The sequence below is a fragment of the Micromonospora sp. CNZ295 genome (genome assembly GCF_004217535.1).
In genome coordinates, this window is the sequence record NZ_SHKZ01000001.1 from 6,122,951 (window position 1) to 6,145,105 (window position 22,155).

Consider the following 22,155-nt stretch of genomic DNA (forward strand, 5'->3'; position numbering starts at 1 on the left):
GGCGGATGCGTGAGGAGCGGACGTACGACCTCGTCCTGTTCGGAGCCACCGGTTTCACCGGCGGCCTGACCGCCGAGTACCTGGCCCGGCACGCGCCGGCCGGGCTACGGTGGGCCCTGGCCGGGCGCAACCCCAGCAAGCTCGCCGCCGTGCGGGACCGGCTCGCCGCGATCGACCCGCGGCACGCGGAGCTGCCCCTGCTCAGCGCCGACGTCACCGATCCCGCGTCGCTGCGGGCGGTGGCCGGAAGCGCCCGGGTGGTCGCCACCACCGTCGGCCCGTACGTCCACCACGGCGAGCCGCTCGTGGCGGCGTGCGCCGCGGCGGGCACCGACTACCTGGACATCACCGGCGAACCCGAGTTCGTCGACCTGATGTACGTGCGGCACCACGCCGAGGCGGTGCGCACCGGGGCCCGGATGGTGCACACCTGCGGGTTCGACTCGATCCCGTACGACCTGGGCGTCTGGTTCACCCTCAAGCACCTGCCGGCGGACGTGCCGATCACCGTCGACGGTTTCGTCCGGGCGGGCGGGCGGTTCTCCGCCGGCACGTACCACTCGGCGCTGACCGCGTTCTCCCGCAGCGGCGAGATGAGTCGGGCCGCGAAGGCCCGCCGCGCGGTGGAGCCGCGGCCGGAGGGCCGGCGGGTACGCGCGGTACCCGGACGGGTCGCCCGCTCGCCCGAGCTGGGCATGTGGACCGTGCCGCTGCCGACCATCGACCCGCAGGTGGTGCGCCGCTCGGCCGTCGCCCGCCCGGAGTACGGGCCGGACTTCCGCTACCGCCACTTCGCGGCCGTGCGGCGCCTGCCGACCGTGCTGCTCGGCGCGGTCGGGCTGGGCGCGGTGGTCGGCCTGGTGAAGCTGCCGCCGACACGGCGCTGGCTGCTCGGGCGGCTCGCCTCCGGGCAGGGGCCGAGCCCCGAGCAGCGGGCCCGGTCCTGGTTCCGGGTGCGGTTCCTCGCCGAGGGCGGCGGACGGCGGGTACGCACCGAGGTGGCCGGCGGCGACCCCGGCTACGACGAGACGGCGAAGATGCTCGCCGAGTCGGCGCTCTGCCTCGCCCTGGACGACCTGCCGCCGACATCCGGCCAGGTCACCCCGGTGACCGCCATGGGTGACGCGCTGCTCGACCGTCTCCAGAAGGCCGGCCTCACCTTCCGCCTGCTGTGAACGGAACGGCCCTGGTCAACACCTGCGTAGCGGAAGGGCCTCTGCTACACCTTGACCCTCGACCTGCTTGAGGAGACAGGATCGACCGCCGTGGAGAGCGACCTGCACAGCATCGGCGCGCTGGCCCGGGCCAGCGGCCTGACCGTCAGCGCCCTGCGGTTCTATGACTCGGCCGGGGTGCTGGTCCCGGCCCGCGTCGACCCGGTGACCGGCTACCGCTGGTACACCGACGACCAGGTACGTCCGGCCCGCCTGGTCGCCGGGCTGCGCCGGGTCGGCATGCCGGTGGCCGAGATCGCCGCCGCGCTGCGGTCCGAGCCGGCGGACGTGCACCGACTGCTCGACGCGCACCTGCGCCGGCTGGAGGACGGTCTCGCGGACGCGCGTCGCGAGCTCTCCCGGATCCGTACCCTCGTCGATCTTGAGGAGCACCCGTTGGCCACCCGTCTCACCCTCCCCCGCGCCGAGCTGGCCGCCGCCGTGGACGCGGTCCGCTTCGCCGTGGGCACCGACCCCGACCTGCCGGCGCTGACCGGCGTACTCCTGGACGTGGCGGCCTCCGGCGTCACGCTGGTCGCCACCGACCGGCACCGGCTCGCGGTGGCCCGGGTCGGCGCGGACGTCGACGGTCCGGCCGTCCGGGCGGTCGTCCCGGCGGACCTCGTCGACCGGGCCCGCGCGCTGCTCGACGGTTCCGGCGCGGTGGCGCTGACCGTCGGCGACGGCGCCGTCGTGGTCTCGGTCGGCGGGCGTACGGTCGAGGGCGCCACCCTGCCGTACGACTTCCCTGACCACCGGCGGCTGCTGCACGCCGGCCCGGACCGCCCTGCGCACCGGGCGACGGTCGACGTGGCCGCCCTGCGCGCGGCGCTGACCAGCCCGGACGCCCCCGTCGTCCACCGCGAGCACGCCGGCTCTGCGCTGCCGGTCAGTGTGCTGGGCCCGGACGGCCGGGGCGGCGTGCGACTGTACGGGGAGGACGAGCTGACCGGGGACACCTTCCGGGTCGGCGTCAACGCCGACTACCTGCTCCAGGCCCTCGACGCGGGTGGGCGGGGCCAGCTCGTCCTGGAGCTGGACGGGCCGATCACGCCGCTGGCCGTCCGCCGCCCGGACGACGCGGACGCCTTCTCGGTGCTGATGCCGATCCGGCTCTGACCGCCGGCCGCTCGACGCGCGGCGGGGCCGTCCACGCGCGGCCGGGCCGTCCAGTCGCGGCCGACCTGCGCGCCAGAGGGCTGCATGATCACGCTCGATCGCACAAGTAGTGGCCTCGACCGCACGGCGGGGCCACTACTTCGCCCATTCAGCGCGATCTTGCGGCAGGACGCCGAGCCGTGGCGCGGACGCCGAGCCGCGGCGCGGGCCCCGGGGCAGGCGCGGGGCACCTGTGGCGGGCGCGGGCCGTGGCCGGCGGGTGGCCGCCGGTGACACCGGGCCGGGGGCGGGCGGGCCGCGACGGTAGCATCTGGAGGTCCACCTGACGTCCGGACGGAGGCGTACGGAGCAGCATGCTCGACATGGAGTTGATCCGGAAGGATCGCGACGCGGTGGCGTCCGCGCTGGCCAAGCGACTGGACCCGGCGGAGGTGACCCGCGCGCTGGACGAGATCCAGCAGCTCGACCAGCAGCGGCGCAGCCTGATCACGGCGATCGACGGCGAGCGCCAGCGCCGCAAGGCCGAGGCTCGGGCGTACGCGGAGGCCAAGCGGGCCGGCCGCGAGCCGGAGGTCGCCGCCCCGGAGGCCGGCCGCAAGCAGCTCTCCGAGCTGGAGGCCGAGCTGGACGAGGTGCAGGTCCGGCTGCGGGACCGGATGAGCGAGCTGCCCAACCTGCCCGCCGACGACGTGGTGGCCGGCGGCAAGGAGGCCAACCGGGTCGTCAAGACCTTCGGCGAGCCACCGGCGATCGAGAAGGTCCGGGACCACATCGAGCTGAGCCGGATGCTGGGCCTGGTCGACCACGAGCGGGGGGTGAAGCTCGGCGGCTCCGGCTTCTGGATGTACACCGGCGTGGGCGCCCGCCTGGAGTGGGCGTTGCTGAACTTCTTCATCGAGGAGAACATCCGGGCCGGCTACGAGTTCCTGCTGCCGCCGCACCTGCTGCTGGAGAGCGCCGGCTTCGCGGCCGGCCAGTTCCCGAAGTTCGCCGAGGACGTCTACCACCTGGACCGGGCGTCCGCGCCACGCGGGCAGTTCCTGCTGCCCACCGCCGAGACGGCGATCCTCGGCGCCTTCCAGGACGAGATCATGGACCCGGCGAAGCTGCCGCTGAAGGCCTTCGCGTACACGCCCTGCTACCGCCGGGAGGCGGGTGGATCGCACTCGGACGAGCGCGGCACGGTGCGCGGCCACCAGTTCAACAAGGTGGAGATCTTCCAGTTCACGCTGCCCGAGCAGGCCGAGGCGGCGCACGAGGAGATGGTCAGCCACGCGGAGAGCCTGGTCGAGAAGCTGGGGCTGCACTACCAACGCAGCCTGCTGTCGGCCGGCGACGCCAGCGCGGCGATGAAGAAGACCCTCGACATCGAGGTGTGGATGCCGAGCACCGGCCGGTACAAGGAGGTGTCGTCGGTCTCCTGGGCCGGCGACTACCAGGCCCGGCGGGCGGCGATCCGCTACCGGGTGCCGGGCGGCAAGCAGACCCGGTTCGTGCACACGCTCAACGGCTCGGCGCTGGCCACCAGCCGCCTCTTCCCGGCGATCCTGGAGCAGTTCCAGCAGCCCGACGGCAGCGTCCTGATCCCCGAGGTCCTGCAGCCGGGCCTGGGCACCGACCGCCTCACCCCACGCTGAAACCGCCGCCCGTCGGCGGGCCCGGAGGGCTCCGGGTCCCGCCGACGCGCGGGCGTGGGCGGGGCCAGGTGTTGAGTAAAGCCCCTTTCCTACACCTCGGCCAGGGTGGCCAGGCGGGCGGTCAGCGACTCGCCGTCGAGGAAGCCCCGGTGGATCACCTTTCCGGTGCGGTCGAGGATGACGAAGGTGCTCTGCTCGACGACCTCGAAGCGGCGCCACACCGCGCCCGCCCGGTCGTCGAGCTGCGGCACCGCGGCCAGCTCGAATTCGGTGACGAAGTCCTTCATGGCCTGCTGCTGGCCCAGGCCGGCGACGCCGATCACCGGCACCCGGTCCCGGTAGGCCGGCGCCACCTCGGCGACCGTCCACGCCTGGCTCGCGCAGGTGGCGCACCACGGTGCCCAGAACCAGAGCACCACCGGCTTCCCGGCCAGTGCCGCGGTGTCGAAGGCCGCGCCGTCGAGCGTCTTCGCGGCGAACTTCAGGGTCTCCGGCACGGTGGCGGGCGGCCCGGCCGGGCTCGGTGCGGCCGTCGGCGAGCCGGCCACCGGGGCGCCCGCGGCGGGTGGCGACACCCGGTCGGCTGACGTCGCGGCCGGTGGGGAGGCCTCGCCGGCCCCGCAGGCGGCGGTGGCGAGCAGGGTCGCCGCGGTCACGGCCGCCAGGACGGTCCGCCGCACCGGCGTCCCCCGCCGGTACGCGGTCACGACTCGACCTTGGTCAGCCGCAGCGCCAGCTCCGGGCAGACCTTGACCGCCTTGAGCGCCCCCTCGCGCAGCCAGCTGGGCACGGGCGTGGTGGGGAAGGCCGGGTACCCGTTTGCGTCCAGGCGGATGAAGTCCGGCACCACGTGCGCGCACAGTCCGTGCCCGTCGCAGCGGGACCAGTCGAGCATCAGCTTCTGCGGGTTCGGGTCCGGTGCGCCGGGCAGCCCCATCAGGCCCTTGACCCGGCGGCCGCACCCTTCCCCGGTGCTGTGCGCCCGCAGGTCCTCGGCGAACACCTCCATCGCGGAGAGCGCGAAGCGCGCCGTACCGTCCGGGTGGCTGCACGCGCCGCGGCCCTTGACGTCGCCGGCGGCGGCCCGGACGACCTCCACCGGCGCGCTGCCCGACACCGCGAGGTCGACCGAGCGGGCGAGGTCCGGCAGGCCCCTCTTGCAGGGCCCGCACTGGCCGGCGGACTCGCCGGCCAGGTAGCGGACGACCTGGGCCGCCTCGCCGAGCGGGCAGGTGTCCGGGCCGAGCGGCACGATGATGCCGGCACCGAGCGTGCCGCCGACCGCGGCCAGCCCCTTCCGGGAGACCTCGGCCCGGTCCGCCGCCTCCTGCGTGATCCACTTGCCGTGGTACCCGCCCATCAGGATGCCCGGCCCGTCCGGCACCTCGCACAGGTCGAGGATCTCGCGCAGCGGGGTGCCGGCGGCGCACTCCACCACGGCCGGCCGCTTCGCCGCGCCGGTGACGGTGAGCAGCACCGTCCCGGGTTCGTCGTCGGTGCCGAGCGCCGCGTACTCGTACGGCCCGAGCCGGGCGGCGATCGCGACCTGGGAGTACGTCTCGGCGTTGGAGAGCAGGGTGGGCAACCCGCCGACACCCGAGTCGCTGGAGCGCTTCTTCGTGCCGGGCGGGATGTGCGGCAGGCCGTTGATCCCGTTGACGAGCGCGCCGCCCTCACCGCTGATGAACCGGTGCGGGACGGTGACGACGCTGGTCGGCACCGGCATCCGGCGCTCCCCCAGCGCCTCCATCAGGGACTCCTGGCCCACGCCGTCGTCGGCCACGCCGATCACGATCTCGTCGGCGTCCAGCGCGTACGCGGCCAGCGCCGCCCCGTCGAGGATGAGGTGCGGGGCGCGGGTGAGCAGCACCTTGTCCTTCCAACTGGCCGGCTCGCCCTCGGTCGCGTTCACCACGACGACCGCCGAGGCGTCCTGCCGCTCGCAGGACTCCAGCACGGCCCGCAGCTTCTTGGCGAACGGGAAGCCCGCGCCGCCCTTGCCCTTGAGCTGGATGCCCTCGACCAGGCGCAGCAGGTTGGCCGGTTCCATCGGCCCGATGGGGCCGTGCACCTCCTCGTGGGCCATCAGGTCGAGCCGGCCGAACTCGGCGAAGCCGGCGGTCAGCCGGGGCTCGCCCACGCACGCCACCGGCGGCACGGTCGCCCGCTTCACTTCGCCTCACCCCGCAGCTCGCTGAGGTAGGCGATGTCGACGACGTCCGCCTCGGCCCGGCGGCGACGCCGGCTCTTGCTCTCGGCCTTGCGGGCCCGGCGGGAGGCGAGGTCCACCAGGGTCGGCGTGTCGTCGGGCGGCAGCGTCGGCTCCGCGGGGGCGTACCGGGCCGGGGGCCGCCAGTAGTCCGGCTCCTCCGGCACGTCGTCCTCGGCGCTGTGCCGGCCACCGGAGGAGACCGGCGTGCCGGAGATCGGCCCCGCCGAGATCGGGCCGGCGGAGATCGGCTCGCTCTCCCAGCGGCGCGGGCTGGTCCACGGCTCCTCCGGCTCTTCGCGCCGCTGCGGCGGCACCGGGTACCGGGTGCCGGCGTCCATCTCGGCGCGGGAGCGGCGGGAGGTGTAGGAGTCCTCGTCGTCCCGGTACCGCCGCCCGGCCGGGGCCACGTCCTCGTCGCGCCGCCGCGAGGGCCGCTCCCGGCGGACCACCTCGGCCTCGTACTCCTCCGTGCGCCGCCACGACGGCCGCTCCCGGCGCACCACCTCGGCCTCGTACTCGTCCGCACGCCGCCGCGACGGCCGCTCGGCGCGGCGGTCCGCGACGGTCTCGTACTCCTGCGTGTCACGCCGCGACCGGGTGGGGACGGGTTCCTCGGTGCGGCGCCGGGAGGGCCGCTCCCGCCGGGCCGGCTCCACCTCGGGCTCGTCGCGGCGGCGTCGGCTGGGCGCCGGCTCGCGCAGGGAGCCCGGCTCCGGCACCACCGGGACGGTGAACCGCTCGGGGTCGCGACGGCGGCTGCCGGGGGCGCTCCACGTGCCGGCGAGGGTGGTCTCCGACCACGTCGACGCCCGCCGGCTCTCGCCCTCGCCGCGCTTGCGGGCGCTGCCGCCGAGCAGCGCGCGGCCCTTGCCGTCGTCGGTGATCCGCGCGGTCATCGCCTTGTTCATCGCGGCCGCCTGGTGCTGCTCCCGGGTGCGCCGCTGCAGCGTCACCGAGAGCCGGACCAGCAGCGCCAGGACGACCAGCAGCACGCAGGCCAGGTAGCTGAGGGTCACCCAGGCCGCCGCGGGGCGGCCGGCGTTGAGGCCGTGCATGATGGCGAACGGCCAGGAGACGTACGCGGCTGAGTGCAGCGTGCGCCACAGCCACTTCGGACCGACGCCGGCGAAGCGGGCGCGGATGATGCCGGTCCAGAGCACGCTCGCCATCAGCAGCCCGGCCACCGTGCCGAGGCCGACGTACAGGCCGCGGCCGCTGACGAAGGGGATGACCGCGTCGGTGCTCCCGGCCCGCCCGGTGGCGACCTTGGTGATCACGTGGAAGACGAGCCCGGCGACGCCGAGGATGCCGGTCGCGCGGTGCGCGGACTGCAGCAGCACGCGGTGGCGGATCATCAGCACGAGGCGGTCGGTGGCGAGCAGTCCCAGCATCACGGTGAGGCTGAGCGACACCAGGGCGATCACCCCGGCGAAGAACTCGGTGAAGAAGAAGCCGTAGGCGTACACGGACGAGCCGACGCCGGTCAGCATGGTGGCGGCCCAGAGCGCGGCCAGCGTGGAGATGGTCAACAGGACGAACGCGGACCTCGACGGGGCGCGGACCCCCCGGCTGCTGGTGCTGGTCCGGACGGACGTCGCCTTCGGTTTCTGCTGTGCCCGGGCCATCTGCTCCTCGATCGTCTCGCGGTGGCGCGCCACCGGCCGACCCTGCTCCCTCCTCCAGTACGGACCGACCGCGCCGGCGGATCACCGGTCGGCCAAAAATTTCCCCGCCGTCCGTCGAACCGGGTCGCCGCCCGGCGCGTGTAGACGGGTTTCGCGCAGATAGCAGTGACGGACATCCATGCATTGACAGCTCTTGCAACAATCTCGTAAAGTTTCGGAAACTTTCAGCCCCGGGTGCAAGATCCCGGCAGTTGAGGGTCCCTCCCGCGGCTCCACCACCACCCCTTCCCCCAACCCCCGTAGGGAGATTCCGATGCATCGACGTCGATCAATGTCGGCGACCGTCGCCCTTGGCGTGATCGCGAGCCTCCTCGTCCCGACCGCCGTGGCGGCACCCCCGGCCGCCGCGGCCCCCACCGGGTCCAAGAAGGTGATCGCCAACCTCTTCGAGTGGAACTGGAACTCCGTGGCCAACGAGTGCCGCACCACGCTCGGCCCGAAGGGGTACGGCTGGGTCCAGGTCTCGCCGCCCCAGGAACACGTCCGCGGCTCCCAGTGGTGGGTCGCGTACCAGCCGGTCAGCTACCGGATCGAGTCCCGCAAGGGCACCCGCGCCCAGTTCAAGTCGATGGTGGACGCCTGCCACGCGGCCGGCGTCAAGGTGATCGTCGACGCCGTCGTCAACCACATGTCCGGCCAGGACAACCCCGGCACCGGCTGGGCCGGCTCGTCGTACAGCCACTACGACTACCCGGGGATCTACCAGTCCCAGGACTTCCACTACTGCGGACGCAACAGCGGGCACGAGATCACCAACTACAACGACCGGTGGGAGGTGCAGAACTGCGAGCTGGTCAACCTGGCCGACCTGAAGACCGAGTCGGAGTACGTCCGGTCACGGCTCGCGGCGTACCTCAACGACCTGCTCGCGCTCGGCGTCGACGGGTTCCGGATGGACGCCAGCAAGCACATGCCGGCGGCCGACATCGCGGCGATCAAGGGCAAGCTGTCCCGCTCGGCGTACCTCGTGCAGGAGGTCATCCACGGCGCCGGCGAGCCGATCCAGCCGGGCGAGTACACCGGCAACGGGGACGTGCACGAGTTCCGCTACGGCAAGGACCTCGCCCGGGTCTTCCGGTCCGAGCGGCTCGCGTACCTGCGGAACTTCGGCGAGGGCTGGGGGCACCTGCCCAGCTCCGTCTCGGCGGTCTTCGTGGACAACCACGACACCCAGCGCGACTCCGGCGGGGTGCTGACCTACCGCGACCGCGGCATCTACGCTCTCGCGAACGCGTTCATGCTGGCCTGGCCGTACGGCTCACCGACGGTCATGTCCAGCTACACGTTCAGCCAGCGCGACCAGGGCCCGCCCTCGGACGCCAGCGGCCGCAACCGCGACGTCACCTGCTACTCCGGGTGGGAGTGCGAGCACCGGTGGCCGGTCATCGCGAACATGGTCGGCTTCCGCAACGCCACCGAGGGCGCCGGGGTCGCCAACTGGTACGACAACGGTTGGCAGCACATCGCCTTCAGCCGCGCCGGCAAGGGGTACCTCACGATCAACGACGAGGACTACGCGGTCACCGGCCGGTCCTACTACACCGGCCTGCCCGCCGGCCGGTACTGCGACGTCATCCACGGCACCTTCTCGGGCGGCACCTGCAGCGGTCCGGTGATCACCGTGGACGGCAACGGCTGGTTCGCCGCGAACGTCCCCGCCCACGACGCGATCGCCATCCACGTCGGCGCCCGCCTGAGCTGAGCGGAGAGGAAGGGCCCCTTGTCATCGCGTTTTGCAGAGCAAGGGGCCCTTCTTCACGCCTTCGCCCGTTAGAGTGCTTTGGTGCTGTTTGACCGGATCAACCCGCGCCTGCGCTGGGCGTCCCTCGCGGTGGGCGTACCCCTGCTGCTGGTCGCCGCCGGAACCACCGGCTGGGCCCTGACCCCCCGGTCCGCCCCCGAGCCCGCACCGGTCGCCGCCCCGACGGTCGTGGCGCAGCCGGTGCCGCACAGCGAGCCGCCCCCGCCGGAGGAACCGGCGGAGACCGTGCCGGCCGCGGCGCCCGCGCCGGACGACCTGCCGGTGGTCGACTACGACCCGGCGCCCGCCGGCTTCCCGGCCGACCCCGACCCGCTGGACACCACGCCGCTCACCGAGGGCCTGCACCCGACCCGCCGGCTCGCCGCCTACACCGCCCCCGGCGGGAAGCCGGTCGCGTTCCTCGCGCCGACCATCAACGGCGTCGAGGTGACCATGCCGGTCGTCGAGCGGCGCAGCGGCTGGACGGCCGTCCTGCTCCCCTCGGCCAACCGCACCCTGGCCTGGCTCCCGCCGGGCGGCTTCGACACGGTGCCGCTGCGCGACCAGATCGTGATCGAGCGCCGGCACCACCGGCTGACCTGGTACCGCGGCGGACGGGCCGTCCGGTCCTGGCAGGTCAGCCTCGGGCAGGACGGCCAGGAGACGCCGCTCGGCCGCACCTTCGTCCTCGGCCGCACCGCACCTCCCACCTCCGTCTACGGCGGCGTGGACATCTTCGCGCTCGGCTCGGTGCCCGACGACCCGGACTCGGTGCCGGCCGGGCTGCGCGGCGCCCACATCGGGATCCACAGCTGGTACCACGACGGCGAGCTGGGCCGGAACACCACCAACGGGTGCATCCGCCTGACGAAGAGCGGGCAGCGCGAGCTGCTGACCGAGGTACGCCCCGGCAGCGAGGTCGTCGTCGTCGACGAACTGCCGGAACCGCCGCCGACGGCCTGAGCGGCAGCGCGCCGGCGAACCGTTCGGCCTGGGTCGAAATGATTGCCGGCTCCCGGCCCGGCGGGACAGGGTGACGCCCGGCAACCGGCCCGACCGCGGGCCGGCGATCGGGAACCCCTGGAGGTTGATCGTGCGTCCTGCCCGAGGCGGGCCCCGGCCCTCGCCAGGGAGCGCGATCCGGTGACCTTCGCCCCTGGCATGAGGGCCACCGCTGCGGGTATGACGGGAACATGAGGGCGAGTTTCCGGCTTGGCCGGATCGCGGGCGTACCGGTCGGGGTCAACTGGAGTGTCCTTGTCATCTTCCTGCTCATCGCCTGGGGGCTGTCGGTCAACCAGTTCCCCCGCGCGTACCCGGACCGACCGTGGATCGGGTACGCGCTGGCCGGCCTCGCGGCGGCGGTGGTCTTCTTCCTCGGCCTGCTCGCGCACGAGGTCTCCCACGCGGTGGTCGCCAAGCGCAACGGGATCGAGGTCCGGGGCATCACGCTGTGGCTCTTCGGCGGCGTCGCGGAGCTGAAGGGCGAGGCGCCGAACCCGGGCGCCGAGCTGCGCATCTCCGGGGTCGGTCCGCTGGTGAGCCTGCTGATCGGGCTGTTCTTCGGTGCCATCGCGGTGGCGGTCGCGATGACCGGGTACGAGGGGCTGTGGCTCGGGGCGCTGGCCTGGCTGGCCGGCATCAACGTGCTGCTGGCGATCTTCAACGTGCTGCCCGCCGCCCCGCTGGACGGCGGGCGGCTGCTGCGCGCGGCCGTGTGGAAGGCCACCGGTGACCGCACCAAGGCGTCGGTGGTGGCCGCCCGGTCCGGGTGGGTGCTCGGCGCGCTGCTGATCGGCCTGGGCTTCTGGCAGTTCTTCGCCGGCGCCGGGTTCGGCGGGCTGTGGTTGATCCTGATCGGCTGGTTCCTCATCGGCGCCGCCGGGATGGAGGAGCGGCAGGCGCGGATGGGCAGCGCGCTGCGTGGCATCCGGGTCGCCGACGTGATGACGCCGCAGCCGCAGACCGCCTCCGGCGACCTGACGGTCGCCGACTTCGTGGACAACTACCTCTTCGCGTACCGGCACTCCGCGCTGCCCCTGACGGAGGAGGGGCGACCGGTCGGGCTGGTCACCCTCGACCGGGTCCGGGACGTCGCGGTCGACCGCCGGTCGGCCACCACCCTCGCCGAGGTCTCCTGCCGCGCCGACGAGCTGGTGCTCGCCTCCCCCGACGAGTCGCTGAACGACCTCCTGCCCCGGCTCAGCGAGTGCGCCGACGGCCGGGCGCTGGTGGTGGTCGACGACCGGCTGGTCGGGATCATCTCCCCCAGCGACATCAGCCGGGCGGTGCAGCGCGGCAGCATGCGCGACCAGATGACCGGCCGTCCTGGTCGGCTGACCGGCTACCGGGCCGGAAAGTAGCGGTCGAACAGCTCGGTGCGGAACTTCCCGGCCGGGTCGAGCCGGGCCGCCAGCGCGGCGAAGTCCGCATGGCGGGGCCAGGCAGCGGTGACCGCCACCGGGGCGGTCCCGAAGACCTTGCCCCAGTGCGGGCGCGGCGCGAACGGGGCCAGCCGCTCCTCCACCGCCGCCACCACCGGCGCCACCGCCTCGGCGTCGGCGATCCAGGTGAAGTGGATCGCGAAGCTGTCCCGCCCGTGGTTGGGGCTGAGCCAGAGGCGGTCCGCGGCGACCGTACGCAGCTCGCAGACCTGGAGCACCGGGGCGATCCGGTGGGCCACCCCGTCCAGCGCGGCCAGCGCCGCTACGGCCGCCGCCCGGGGCACGTGGTACTCCGACTGGAGCTCCTCGCCGCTGCTCGGCGTGAAACCGAGCCGGAAGTGCGGCAGCCGCTCGTGCCACGGACCGGGCACGCCGAGCTGCGGCGTGCAGTGCTCGGCGGGCATCCCGGCCACCGGGTGCCGCGGCCGGTCGGCCGCCGTCGTGCCGAGCCAGTCGGCCGGTGGTGGGGGCAACTCGGCCCGCTGCTTGATCCACACCTCGCGCAGGAGCGTGGACCGCCAGTCGGTGAAGACACTCACGCTGTACGCCGCGCCGAGCGCCTCCTCCAGCGCCTCCCGGGGCAGGCCGAGGCGGACCTCCTGGCGCAACGTGAACGCCGGCACGACGTCGAGGGTGACGCGGGTGACCACGCCGAGCGCGCCGAGCGACACCACCGTCCCGTCGAACGTGTCGCCGTCCGCGGCCCGGTCGACGCTGACCACGTCGCCGTCGGCGGTGACCAGGTCCAGCGCGGCGACGGCCGTGGCCAGGTTGCCGTTTCGCTCGCCCGAGCCGTGGGTGCCGGTGGCGACCGCCCCCGCGATCGAGATGTGCGGCAGGGAGGCGAGGTTCGCCAGGGCGTAGCCCTCGGCGTGCAGGTGGGTGGCGAGGTCGCCGTACCGCATGGCGGCCGGCACGGTCACCGTCGACCGGTCCCGGTCCAGCGTCACGTGCTGTGGCAGCCCGGCCAGCGACACCAGATCCCCGGTGGTGTCCCCGAGCCGGTTGAAGGAGTGGCCGCTGCCCACGGCGCGGACCCGGTCGCTGCCCGCCACCAGCCGGCGCAGCTCGTCCAGGGATTCGGGGCGATGGCGACGGCGGGCCGAGTAGGTGACGTTGCCCGCCCAGTTGCGCCGCACCACGATCGCCTCCCCAGCCGACCCACCACCGCCCCCAGACGCTACCCCCACCCCCCGCCCCACCCGCCCCACGGGCCCGACCCGCCCCACCCGCCACCCGCCGTCCGCCACCCGCCGTCCGCCGATCATGGAGTTGTGGTGGCTGCGGATGCGGGTGAAACGGGGCAGGTCTGGCACCACAACTCCGTGATCGACCGGGTGTTGCGGCGGGCGGGCGGTTTCCTGGTTTGTCGGCGGGGAATCCTGTCCGGATGAGCAGCTACCGCGATCCGACGCCTCGGGGGGACGTCTTCCCGTCCGAGGAGGAGCTGGACCCGACCGGTGTCGGCGTGCTGCCGGCGAGCGCGCCGCCGGACACCACACCGGGACCGCAGCCCACCCCGGCGCCGCCACCCGCGCCCACGCCGGTGCCGCATCCCGGGCCGGCTCCCCGGGGCGCCGGCCGGTCGATCGTCACCCACCACCTCGACGGCTCGGTGCAGGTGGTCACCGATCTGGACGGTGACGGTGTCGCCGACGTGGTGCAGGTCGACCTGGACGGCGACGGGGTCCCGGACCTCACGTACGTCGACCGCGACCGCGACGGCCGCCTCGACACCGTGCTCCGCGACCCCGCCGCAACCGGACGTTGAGCCGGGACGCCACGTCGAGCACGGGCGTGCCGCCGAGCGCGCGGCGCGGCGTCAAGCGCGCGGACGCGGGTTAGGCGCGCCGGCGCGGGTCTAGGCGCGGGGCGTGGGTCTAGGCGCGGGGGCTCGGGTTAGGCGCGCGGCGCGGTGCTAACCGGGGCCCTTCCGCAACCGCAGGCGTCAACAAGGGGCCCTCCCCTAGACCTGGGGCAGCACCTCGGTGGCGACCAGGTCCAGGTGGTCGAGGTCGGCGAGGTCGAGCACCTGGAGGTAGATCCGCTGGCTGCCGGTCTCGGCGTACCGCCCGATCTTGTCGACGACCTCGGCCGGGGTGCCGGCGAGGCCGTTGGTCCGCAGTTCGTCGGGCTCCCGGCCGATCGCCGCCGCCCGTCGCGCCACCTCGGCGTCGTCCCGCCCGCAGCACAGCACGAGGGCATTGGACCAGGTCATCGTGGCCGGATCCCGCCCGATGCCGGCGCAGGCGGCGCGGACCCGCTCGAACTGGGCGACGGTGTCCTCGATCGAGGCGAACGGCAGGTTGAACTCGTCCGCGTACCGGGCGGCGAGGCCGGGGGTGCGCTTCGGGCCCATGCCGCCGAGCAGGATCGGCGGGCGCGGGGACTGCACGGGCTTCGGGAGCGCCGGCGAGTCGCTGACCGGGTAGTACCGGCCGGCGAAGTCGAACGTCTTGCCCGGCGGGGTCTCCCACAGGCCGGTGATGACCGTGAGCTGTTCCTCCAGCCGGTCGAACCGCTCGGCCAGCGACGGGAACGGGATCCCGTACGCGGTGTGCTCGTCGCCGTACCAGCCGGTGCCGAGGCCCAGCTCAACCCGGCCACCGCTCATCTGGTCGACCTGGGCGACGGTGATCGCGAGCGGCCCGGGCAGCCGGAAGGTGGCGGCGGTCATCAGCGTGCCGAGCCGGATCGACCGGGTGTCCCGGGCCAGCCCGGCCAGGGTGGTCCAGGCGTCGGTGGGCCCCGGCTCGCCGCTCACCCCGCCCATCTTCAGGTAGTGGTCGGAGCGGAAGAAGGCGCCGAAGCCCGTCTCCTCCGCCCGCCGGGCCACGGCGAGCAGGTCGTCGTAGGTGGCGCCCTGCTGGGGTTCAGTGAAGATCCGCAGTTCCATTCTCCCGAGCATACGAAGGCCGCCCGCCGGTCGCCCGGAGACCTGGTATGCCTGGACCGGCCCCGTTCCTCGCCGACCGCGGCCTGGGCGCACCCGGCGACGCAGGCGGGCTGCTCGACGGGACCCGGTCGGCCCGATCCGGGGGTGGCGAGGCGAAGGACTTCGGCTGGCCGGAGCTGCGCGACACGTACGCCCGGCGGCTGGCCGGAGAGTGACCAGCCGCGCGGGCGTCGCGGGTGTTGACCAGGGTCCCTTCCGCTACCGGGGGCGTTGAAAGGGGGCCCTTCCTTAGACGTAGGGCCGGGTGGCGTACGCGGCCCTCAGCGCGGCCAGGCCGGTGGCCTTCGGCGAGAGCGTGCCCCAACCGGAGTTGAAGTAGTTCGTCCGGACGATCCGGGGGCCGCGTTCGGCGTTCAGCGCGGCGATGGCCGCCGGGACGGTGCGGATCCAGCCGGCCTGGTCGGGGATCTCCGCCGACCGCACCCCCCACTCGGCGATCAGCACCGGGCGGGAGAGCGCGACCGGGCCGAGGTCGGCGACCGCCCAGTCCTTGGTGCGGCGGAACCGGGCCAGCGCGGTGTCGGTCGGGTTGGTGGCGTAGACGTTCCACTGGAGGAAGTCGAGCCGGGACATCAGCGTCTCCGGGTGCGTGCGCTTGTAGCAGGCCCGGTCGAAACCGCCCAGCCCCACCGAGAAGGTGGTGCCGGCGGGCAGGCCGCGGGCCTTGAACCAGTTGACGATGTACGTCACGGCCTGCACGGCGCGAGCGTCGGACTCCGCCCAGGTGTAGGCCTTACCGGCCTCGGTGGTGCCGAACTCGTGGTCGGTGTCCAGTTCGGAGGCGACCTGGATGTTCACCCCGAAGCCCATCGTCCGGTACTGCGACAGCGCCCGCGCGAACAGCCCGTCGCACTGCCCGGCGAGCACCTGGCCGTAGCCGTACGCCTTCGGCCAGGTCGTTCCCGGCCGCTGCTGGATCGTCATGGCGGGCGCCGGGACGGTGTACCTGGTGCCGTCGACGGTGAACGTCTGCGCCCCGTCGGGGGCGCCGTAGTGCTTCAGCTCCAGCACCATGTTGATTTTGAAGCCGGCCTTGCCCAGGTCGACCAGCCACGGCTTGTTGTAGCCGGGGAAGGTGTAGCCATCGGCGAAGCTGCGGTACTGGGTGAGCGAGCGGAAGTTCCCGCCCACCATGTCGGCCGTCGGGTCGGCTCCCCCGGCGAGGTAGTAGCCGCCCAGCACCGGCGGGGCGATCGTGTAGTCGGCGGCGGCGGTGACACTGCGCCCGCCCGAGTCGCGCACCGTCACCGTGACCCGGGGCATCACGCCACCGCCCGGTAGACGGCCACCGCGCCGTTGTCCGACAGCTTGGTCCAGGTGCGGCCGGAGTCGTCGGTCACGGCGAGGGTGAGCGGGTCGATGACGGCGGTGACCCGCGCCGGGGCGCTGCTGTTGCCCTGCGCGTCGGTGACCACGATCGTGACGGTCACCGGCCGGGTGTCGGCGTCGCCGTACGTCACGGTCAGTGTCATGGGATCCCCGGGTGAGTAGACCGCCGCGTTCAGGGAGGCGGTCGCGGTGGGAGCGGCCATGGCCCTCTCCTCTCGTGCTCGCTGGGCCGCCCGGCGGGCGTCCGCGCCCGGCCGGTCCGGCCGTGGTCGGTTCCCCCGGCGACCGCCCGCGCCGGCTCCGGGCCGGGCGGCGGACGATCCGGGGGTACGCCGGACCGCCCGGCCGCCGGGCACGGCGGGAACGCGCGCGGGGGCGTGCCGGTGGGGTCTGGAGCTGCCCGCGCCGCGAACGGCGGCGGTTCACCCGGCGGCGCCGGCGCGGCCGGGTCGGGCGGGTCGAAGGTGGTGACGTCGGTGTCCGGAGGCGGCACCGGGCCGGTGGCCGGACCGGTGCCGGTCGGAGCACGGCTCGCGGACGAGGGTCGGCGGTGCGCTCGCCGGGTTCGTGGAGCCGGGCTCGGTGGCGGCGGTGTCGGCGGGGACGCTGCTGTCCCCGCCGGGCCCGAGGATCGGGATGTGGCCCGCCATCCTTACGCCTCTCACCTGCTACAACAGTGCTTCAGCGGGGTGCCTGACGTCCTGTCCGTTAGCCGACGGCCGGCCTGTCGCTCACCCGGTTGCGGCATGCTGCCTGATGTGCCCGGAAGGAGACCCTGGTGAAGTACCTGATGCTGATCTACGGCAACGAGGAGATCTGGAACAGCCTGCCGGCCGGCGACCTGAGCACGCTGATCGGCGAGGTCGACGCGTTCAACGAGTCGCTGCGGGCGTCCGGCGAGCTGGTGGAGAGCCAGGGGCTTGTCCCCCGGCCCCGGTCGGTCCGCATGGTGGGCGACGCGCCGGTGGTCACCGACGGCCCGTACCTGGAGGCGAAGGAGTACGTCGGCTCGTACTTCGTGGTGGACGTCGACAGCGAGCAGCGGGCGCTGGAGATCGCCCGGTCCTACCCGGCCCTGCGCTTCGGCAGCGGCCGCAGCGGGGGCGGCCTGGAGGTGTGGCCGCTGATGACCGGCACCGGCGGTGATCTCTGAGTCGCGACGACCGCGTCGGTGACCTGCTGCGCCACCTCGCACCGCAGGTCACCGGCGCCCTCGTGCGCCGGTACGGCGACTTCACCCGGGCTGAGGACGCGGTGCAGGAGGCCCTGCTCGCCGCGGTCGAGGCGTGGCGCGCCGACGGCGTACCGGAGCATCCGGCCGGCTGGCTGCGGACGGTGGCCGCCCGCCGCTACGTCGACCAGGTCCGCGCCGACGCGGCCCGGCAGCGCCGGGAACACGCCGTGCTGGACGCGACGCCGCGCGACGCGCTGGTGGCGCCGCCGCCGGACGCCGAGCCGCCCCGGGACGACCTGCTGGAGCTCCTGTTCCTCTGCTGCCACCCGGCGCTCGGCCCGGCCGCGCAGGTGGCGCTCACCCTGCGGGCGGTCGGCGGGCTCACCACGCCGGAGGTCGCCGCCGCCTTCCTGCTGCCGGAGAAGACGATGGGCCAGCGCATCGTTCGGGCCAAGCAGCGGCTGCGGGAGGCGGGTGCCCGGTTCGACCTGCCGCCGGAGCCGGAGCGCGGGCCGCGGCTCGCCGTCGTCCTGCACGTGCTCTACCTGATCTTCAACGAGGGGTACGCGGCCAGCAGCGGCCGCACACTGCGCCGGGCCGAGCTGACCGGGCAGGCGGTCCGCCTGACCCGGCGCCTGCACCGCCGGCTGCCCGACGACGGCGAGGTGGCCGGGCTGCTCGCGTTGATGCTGCTCACCGAGGCGCGCGGTCCGGCGCGTACCGGCCCGGAGGGTGACCTCGTCCCGCTGGCCGAGCAGGACCGGACCCGCTGGGACCGGACGGCCATCGCCGAGGGCACCGCGCTGATCACCCACGCGCTGTCCACCGCGCCGGTCGGCCCGTACCAGGTGCAGGCCGCGATCGCCGCCGTACACGCCGAGGCGCCGTCCACCGAGGACACCGACTGGCCGCAGATCCTGGCGCTGTACGAGCTGCTGGAGCGGCTGTCCCCCGGGCCGGCGGTCACCCTCAACCGCGCGGTCGCGCTGGGGATGGTGCGCGGGCCCCGGGCCGGCCTGGACCTGCTCGGGGAGCTGGCGGACGGCCCGCTCGCCGGGCACCACCGGCTGCTGGCGGTACGGGCCCACCTGCTCGAGCGGGCGGGCGAGCCGGCGGCCGCGGCGCGCGCGTGGCGGGAGGCGGCCCGCCTCGCCGGCAGCCTGCCCGAGCGGCGCTTCCTCGTCCGGCAGGCCGCCCGACTCACGTGACCCAGGTCACATGGCGGTGCTGTCGAACGGGCCTGCCCGGCTCCGATCCCTCGGTGAACGGGCACCGGACAGGTGCCCCGCACCCGAAGGTGGGAACCACGATGACCAAGGTGACCGCACAGCTGTCCGTCTCGCTGGACGGGTTCTACGCCGGCCCGCGCCACACCGGCGGCGGCGACTGGCTGGAGTCGGCGGAGGCGGCCGGCTTCTTCCGGGTCACCCGGTGGGCGACCGACGCGATGGCGTGGCGCGAGCGGCAGGGCTTCAGCGGCGGCACGCACGACACCAACTCGGAGATCATGGCCGAGACCTTCGAGGCGGCCGGCGCGTACGTCATGGGGCGGCGGATGGCCGACGGCGGCGAGGTGCCGTGGGGCGACGAGCCGCCGTTCCGGGCGCCGGTCTTCGTCGTCACCCACCGGCCGCGGGAGACCCTGGTCCGGGGCGGCGGCACCAGCTTCACCTACGTCACCGACGGGGTCGCCGGCGCCGTCGAGCGGGCCCGTGCCGCCGCCGGGGGCAAGAACGTGGCCGTCGCCGGCGGGGGCAGCCTCGTCCGGCAGGTCCTCGCCGCCGGCCTCCTCGACGAGTTGGAGCTGCACATCGCGCCGGTGGTGCTGGGCACCGGTCTGCGGCTACTCGACGCCGACCTCGGCCTGGCGGAGAAGGAGGGACTCGAACTGACCCCGACCCGGGTGATCCACGACCCGGCCGTCACCCACATCCGCTACACGGTCACCGGCCGCGCCCCACTGCTCCTCGACGACCGAGGCCGCTCCGGCACCCCCACCCAAACCCTGCACCCATAGCCCCGCCCACCCATCGCCTCTCGTCGATCTTGCATTTTCGGCCCTCGATATGCCCGTCTTCTTCGGGTTTGTCAGGGCAGAAAGTGCAAGATCGCGAGGGGTTGTTCGTGCCATGAGTCATCCGGTAGCGATCACCAGTAGGCACTGCTGGTAGCTGCCGGGGTTGCGCTGCCCGGCTCAGGGTCCCGCGGAAGGTGGGGAGGGCTCAGTCGGCAAGTGGACGGTGACCGGCTCCGGTCAGGGCATGCGGGCAGGCCGGGCCACACCAGGGGGCAGCGGTCAGGTCGGTCGGGTCGTACAGTGTGCCCACCATTGATCAAGGAGTGTGCCGTGACCCAGCCCCCACCGGCGCCCCGACCCCCCGCCGACGACGCCGGCGACGGAGCCCCGCCGTACCTGCTCGCCATGCCGGCCGGTGACGGCGCGCCCGGCGCGATCCCGTGGCCGGAGGGCCAGCCCGCCTGGGCGATCCCGGTCAGCCTCCCGCCCGGCACCCGCGGGTACGCGGTCTTCATCCCCCTGGTCCCGGCCGCCGAGGCAGGTGCGGCGACCACGCCGGCCGCTGGGACGGCCACGGCGACCCCGGTGTCGACCGGTGCGGCGGCCACGGCTGGCGGCCGACCCGCCCGGGTGACCGACAGCGCGCTGGTCACCGGCACCGACCGGCTCGGGCCGCAGCCGGCGGCGTCGGGCACCGCCGAGAAACAGTCGTCGTCCGCGGACGCCGCTCGTGCCGTCGACTCGTCGGCGTCGCAGGCCACCCCGCCGGCACCGGCAACGCCCAGCGGCGACGCCGCCCCGGCCGCCGCAACCTCGACCGCAGTCGCACCGGTCACCGGCGCTCAGGCCACCGGCGCTCAGGCCGGCGAGACACCACCGGCTGACGGCGCGCTCACCGCCGGCCACACCACAACCGACACTCCCCCGACGACCGGCGCACCCGCGGCCGGCACGTCCCCGGCGCGCACGTCCCCGGCCGGCGGCACCGGCCCGGCGGTCACCGCCACCCCGCACGCAGCTGCCCGATCCGGGCCGGCCACCGCACCGCCACCCGGCATGCCCGGGCGACCGGGCTACCCGCCGTACCCCGGTGGGTTCTACCGGCCGGCGCCACCCGGTCCGTCCTTCTTCCAGCGGCACTGGCCCGGTCCGAAGCCGGCGCGGGGGCGGGCCGTGCCCGTCGCGGTCCTGGCCGGCGCTCTCGGGCTGGCCTTCTTCGTGCCGCTCGGCCGGACCGGCATCGGGTGGTTCCTCGGCTGGCTCACCCTGACGGCCGGTGTGGTGTTCGCGGTCCGCCGGTCGGTCGCGAAGCTGCCGCGCACCGAGCGGTGGGTACGTGTCGGTTGGGCGGCGGCGGCACTCGCGCTGCTGTCCGTGCTGACGTTCCGCAACGCGTGGTGGCTGGTGACGTTCTGCGTCCTCGGCGCGCTCGGCTGCGCCACCCTCGCGGTGATCGGTGGCCGGCGCATCCGGTCCATCCTGTTCAGCGTGGTGGCGGGACCGATCGCGGCGTTCCGCGGCCTGCCCTGGGTACGCGCCCAATTCCGGTCCGACGCCGACCCGGGCCTGATCCGTCGGGTGGTCGGCTCGGTCGCGGCCACCGTCGCCGCGCTGGTGGTCTTCGGCAGCCTGCTCGCCTCCGCCGACGGCGCCTTCAACGTGGTGCTCGGCACGATCGTGCCCGAGGTGCACGCCGGCGCGGTGTTCCGCTGGATCTTCCTCGCCGCGGTCGGCGCGCTCTGCGTGGTGGCCGCCGTCTGGACGCTGGCCGCCCCGCCGGATCTGTCCGCCGTGGACAAGCCCGCCGGCCGCAGCCTCGGCATGGTGGAGTGGGCGCCGGCCATCGGCGCGCTCACGTTGCTGTTCGGTGGTTTCGTGGCGGTGCAGTTCACCGTGCTGTTCGGCGGCCAGCGGCACGTGCTGCGCACGGCGGGGCTCAACTACGCGGAGTACGCCCGCAGCGGTTTCTGGCAGCTCGCCGCCGTCACCGTGCTGACGCTGGCGGTGCTGGCCGGCGTGGGTCGCTGGGCGCGCCGGGAGAGCCGCGCCGAGCGGCTCGTGCTCCGCCTGCTGCTCGGCGCGCTGAGCGCGCTCAGTGTCGTCATCGTGATCTCGGCGCTCTCCCGCATGTACACGTACCAGGAGGTCTACAGCTTCACCGGAGAGCGCATCTTCGTGATGGCGTTCGAGCTGCTGCTCGGCACCGTCTTCCTGATGGTCCTCGTCGCCGGGCTGCGCCTGAGGGGCGGCTGGATCCCGGGCGGGACGGTGGCGCTCACCGTGGTGATGCTGCTCGGCCTGGCCATCCTCAACCCCGAGGGTTACGCCGCCGGCCGCAACATCGACCGGTACGAGCAGACCGGCAAGATCGATGCGTGGTACCTGCGGGCACTGTCGGCCGACGCGACGCCGGCCCTGACCGCCCTGCCCGACCCGGCCCGGCGCTGCACGCTGAGCTGGATCGCCGAGGATCTCCGGGAGCCGGATCCCTGGTACGCCTGGAACCTCGGCCGGGTCCGCGCCCGGCAGGCGCTGGAGCGGGTCGGCCCGGACGCCGTCGGCGGGCCGAAGGACTGCCGGGCCGCCGACAAGCTGGACCTGCCCAAGACCCGCCAACCCCGCTGACG

20 protein-coding genes are annotated in these 22,155 nt (G+C 74.2%); 12 read left to right on the forward strand and 8 right to left on the reverse strand.

Going from position 1 to position 22,155, the window contains the following annotated elements:
* Positions 1 to 5 precede the first annotated feature (5 nt).
* The 3 genes from EV376_RS28465 (at position 6) to serS (ending at position 3,970) form a co-directional block, all read left to right on the forward strand.
* Positions 6 to 1,175, forward strand: coding sequence for a saccharopine dehydrogenase NADP-binding domain-containing protein (locus EV376_RS28465; RefSeq protein WP_130328194.1), 1,170 nt, complete (start codon positions 6 to 8; stop codon positions 1,173 to 1,175).
* Positions 1,176 to 1,277: 102 nt separating this feature from the next.
* Complete coding sequence (locus EV376_RS28470; protein ID WP_130328910.1) at positions 1,278 to 2,333, forward strand: DNA polymerase III subunit beta family protein; 1,056 nt, start codon at positions 1,278 to 1,280, stop codon at positions 2,331 to 2,333.
* A 353-nt stretch (positions 2,334 to 2,686) separates the two neighbouring features.
* Positions 2,687 to 3,970, forward strand: a complete 1,284-nt coding sequence (serS, locus tag EV376_RS28475; RefSeq protein WP_130328195.1) for a serine--tRNA ligase — start codon at positions 2,687 to 2,689, stop codon at positions 3,968 to 3,970.
* 89 nt (positions 3,971 to 4,059) lie between these two features.
* Here the strand turns inward: serS and EV376_RS28480 are convergent, their stop codons facing one another.
* Genes EV376_RS28480 through EV376_RS28490 form a run of 3 tightly spaced genes read right to left on the reverse strand, consistent with a single transcriptional unit; the run spans position 4,060 to position 7,840 of the window.
* Positions 4,060 to 4,677 carry a thioredoxin domain-containing protein gene (locus EV376_RS28480; RefSeq protein WP_486482830.1) on the reverse strand — a complete coding sequence of 206 codons (618 nt, stop codon included), beginning with the start codon at positions 4,675 to 4,677 and terminating at the stop codon, positions 4,060 to 4,062.
* Complete coding sequence (locus tag EV376_RS28485; protein ID WP_130328196.1) at positions 4,674 to 6,143, reverse strand: NADH-quinone oxidoreductase subunit NuoF family protein; 1,470 nt, start codon at positions 6,141 to 6,143, stop codon at positions 4,674 to 4,676. Before EV376_RS28485 ends, EV376_RS28480 begins: the two co-directional genes overlap by 4 nt.
* A complete protein-coding gene (locus EV376_RS28490) occupies positions 6,140 to 7,840 on the reverse strand; it encodes a ferric reductase-like transmembrane domain-containing protein (RefSeq protein WP_486482831.1) in 1,701 nt (566 codons plus the stop codon). Before EV376_RS28490 ends, EV376_RS28485 begins: the two co-directional genes overlap by 4 nt.
* A gap of 322 nt (positions 7,841 to 8,162) precedes the next feature.
* On the opposite strand from EV376_RS28490, the gene EV376_RS28495 reads away from it, so the two are divergent.
* The 3 genes from EV376_RS28495 (at position 8,163) to EV376_RS28505 (ending at position 11,971) form a co-directional block, all read left to right on the forward strand.
* Positions 8,163 to 9,569, forward strand: coding sequence for an alpha-amylase (locus EV376_RS28495; RefSeq protein WP_486482832.1), 1,407 nt, complete (start codon positions 8,163 to 8,165; stop codon positions 9,567 to 9,569).
* Positions 9,570 to 9,650: 81 nt separating this feature from the next.
* Positions 9,651 to 10,571, forward strand: coding sequence for a L,D-transpeptidase (locus tag EV376_RS28500; protein ID WP_130328198.1), 921 nt, complete (start codon positions 9,651 to 9,653; stop codon positions 10,569 to 10,571).
* Between the two features lie 230 nt (positions 10,572 to 10,801).
* Positions 10,802 to 11,971: a site-2 protease family protein gene (locus EV376_RS28505; protein ID WP_130328199.1), complete on the forward strand. Its 1,170-nt coding sequence runs from the start codon at positions 10,802 to 10,804 to the stop codon at positions 11,969 to 11,971.
* On the opposite strand, the gene EV376_RS28510 is transcribed toward EV376_RS28505, so the two are convergent.
* Positions 11,953 to 13,197, reverse strand: a complete 1,245-nt coding sequence (locus EV376_RS28510; RefSeq protein WP_486482945.1) for an FAD-binding protein — start codon at positions 13,195 to 13,197, stop codon at positions 11,953 to 11,955. The genes EV376_RS28505 and EV376_RS28510 overlap by 19 nt on opposite strands.
* A gap of 245 nt (positions 13,198 to 13,442) precedes the next feature.
* On the opposite strand from EV376_RS28510, the gene EV376_RS28515 reads away from it, so the two are divergent.
* Positions 13,443 to 13,823 carry a hypothetical protein gene (locus tag EV376_RS28515; RefSeq protein WP_130328201.1) on the forward strand — a complete coding sequence of 127 codons (381 nt, stop codon included), beginning with the start codon at positions 13,443 to 13,445 and terminating at the stop codon, positions 13,821 to 13,823.
* 195 nt (positions 13,824 to 14,018) lie between these two features.
* Here EV376_RS28515 and EV376_RS28520 read toward each other — a convergent pair whose 3' ends face one another.
* The gene (locus tag EV376_RS28520) at positions 14,019 to 14,948 is read right to left on the reverse strand and encodes an LLM class F420-dependent oxidoreductase (RefSeq protein WP_130328202.1); all 930 of its coding nucleotides are present in this window, start codon (positions 14,946 to 14,948) and stop codon (positions 14,019 to 14,021) included.
* Positions 14,949 to 14,995: 47 nt separating this feature from the next.
* On the opposite strand from EV376_RS28520, the gene EV376_RS30405 reads away from it, so the two are divergent.
* The gene (locus EV376_RS30405; RefSeq protein ID WP_165438137.1) at positions 14,996 to 15,163 is read left to right on the forward strand and encodes a hypothetical protein; all 168 of its coding nucleotides are present in this window, start codon (positions 14,996 to 14,998) and stop codon (positions 15,161 to 15,163) included.
* 73 nt (positions 15,164 to 15,236) lie between these two features.
* Here the strand turns inward: EV376_RS30405 and EV376_RS28525 are convergent, their stop codons facing one another.
* From EV376_RS28525 to EV376_RS28535, 3 genes are all read right to left on the reverse strand, one after another.
* A complete protein-coding gene (locus EV376_RS28525; protein WP_130328203.1) occupies positions 15,237 to 16,271 on the reverse strand; it encodes a hypothetical protein in 1,035 nt (344 codons plus the stop codon).
* On the reverse strand, positions 16,271 to 16,540 hold the full coding sequence (locus tag EV376_RS28530; protein ID WP_130328204.1) for a glycoside hydrolase family protein: 270 nt from the start codon (positions 16,538 to 16,540) through the stop codon (positions 16,271 to 16,273). The genes EV376_RS28525 and EV376_RS28530 overlap by 1 nt, the downstream gene beginning before the upstream one ends.
* Positions 16,541 to 16,759: 219 nt before the next feature.
* Positions 16,760 to 16,987, reverse strand: coding sequence for a hypothetical protein (locus tag EV376_RS28535; protein ID WP_130328205.1), 228 nt, complete (start codon positions 16,985 to 16,987; stop codon positions 16,760 to 16,762).
* 128 nt (positions 16,988 to 17,115) lie between these two features.
* Between EV376_RS28535 and EV376_RS28540 the strand changes: the two genes are divergently transcribed.
* The 4 genes from EV376_RS28540 (at position 17,116) to EV376_RS28555 (ending at position 22,153) form a co-directional block, all read left to right on the forward strand.
* Positions 17,116 to 17,490 (forward strand): YciI family protein, encoded by a 375-nt coding sequence (locus EV376_RS28540; RefSeq protein WP_130328206.1) that lies wholly within the window; start codon positions 17,116 to 17,118, stop codon positions 17,488 to 17,490.
* Positions 17,487 to 18,719, forward strand: coding sequence for a DUF6596 domain-containing protein (locus EV376_RS28545; RefSeq protein WP_130328207.1), 1,233 nt, complete (start codon positions 17,487 to 17,489; stop codon positions 18,717 to 18,719). Before EV376_RS28540 ends, EV376_RS28545 begins: the two co-directional genes overlap by 4 nt.
* Before the next feature lie 101 nt (positions 18,720 to 18,820).
* Positions 18,821 to 19,528, forward strand: coding sequence for a dihydrofolate reductase family protein (locus EV376_RS28550; protein ID WP_130328208.1), 708 nt, complete (start codon positions 18,821 to 18,823; stop codon positions 19,526 to 19,528).
* Between the two features lie 330 nt (positions 19,529 to 19,858).
* A complete protein-coding gene (locus tag EV376_RS28555) occupies positions 19,859 to 22,153 on the forward strand; it encodes a DUF4153 domain-containing protein (RefSeq protein ID WP_486482833.1) in 2,295 nt (764 codons plus the stop codon).
* Positions 22,154 to 22,155: the final 2 nt, after the last annotated feature.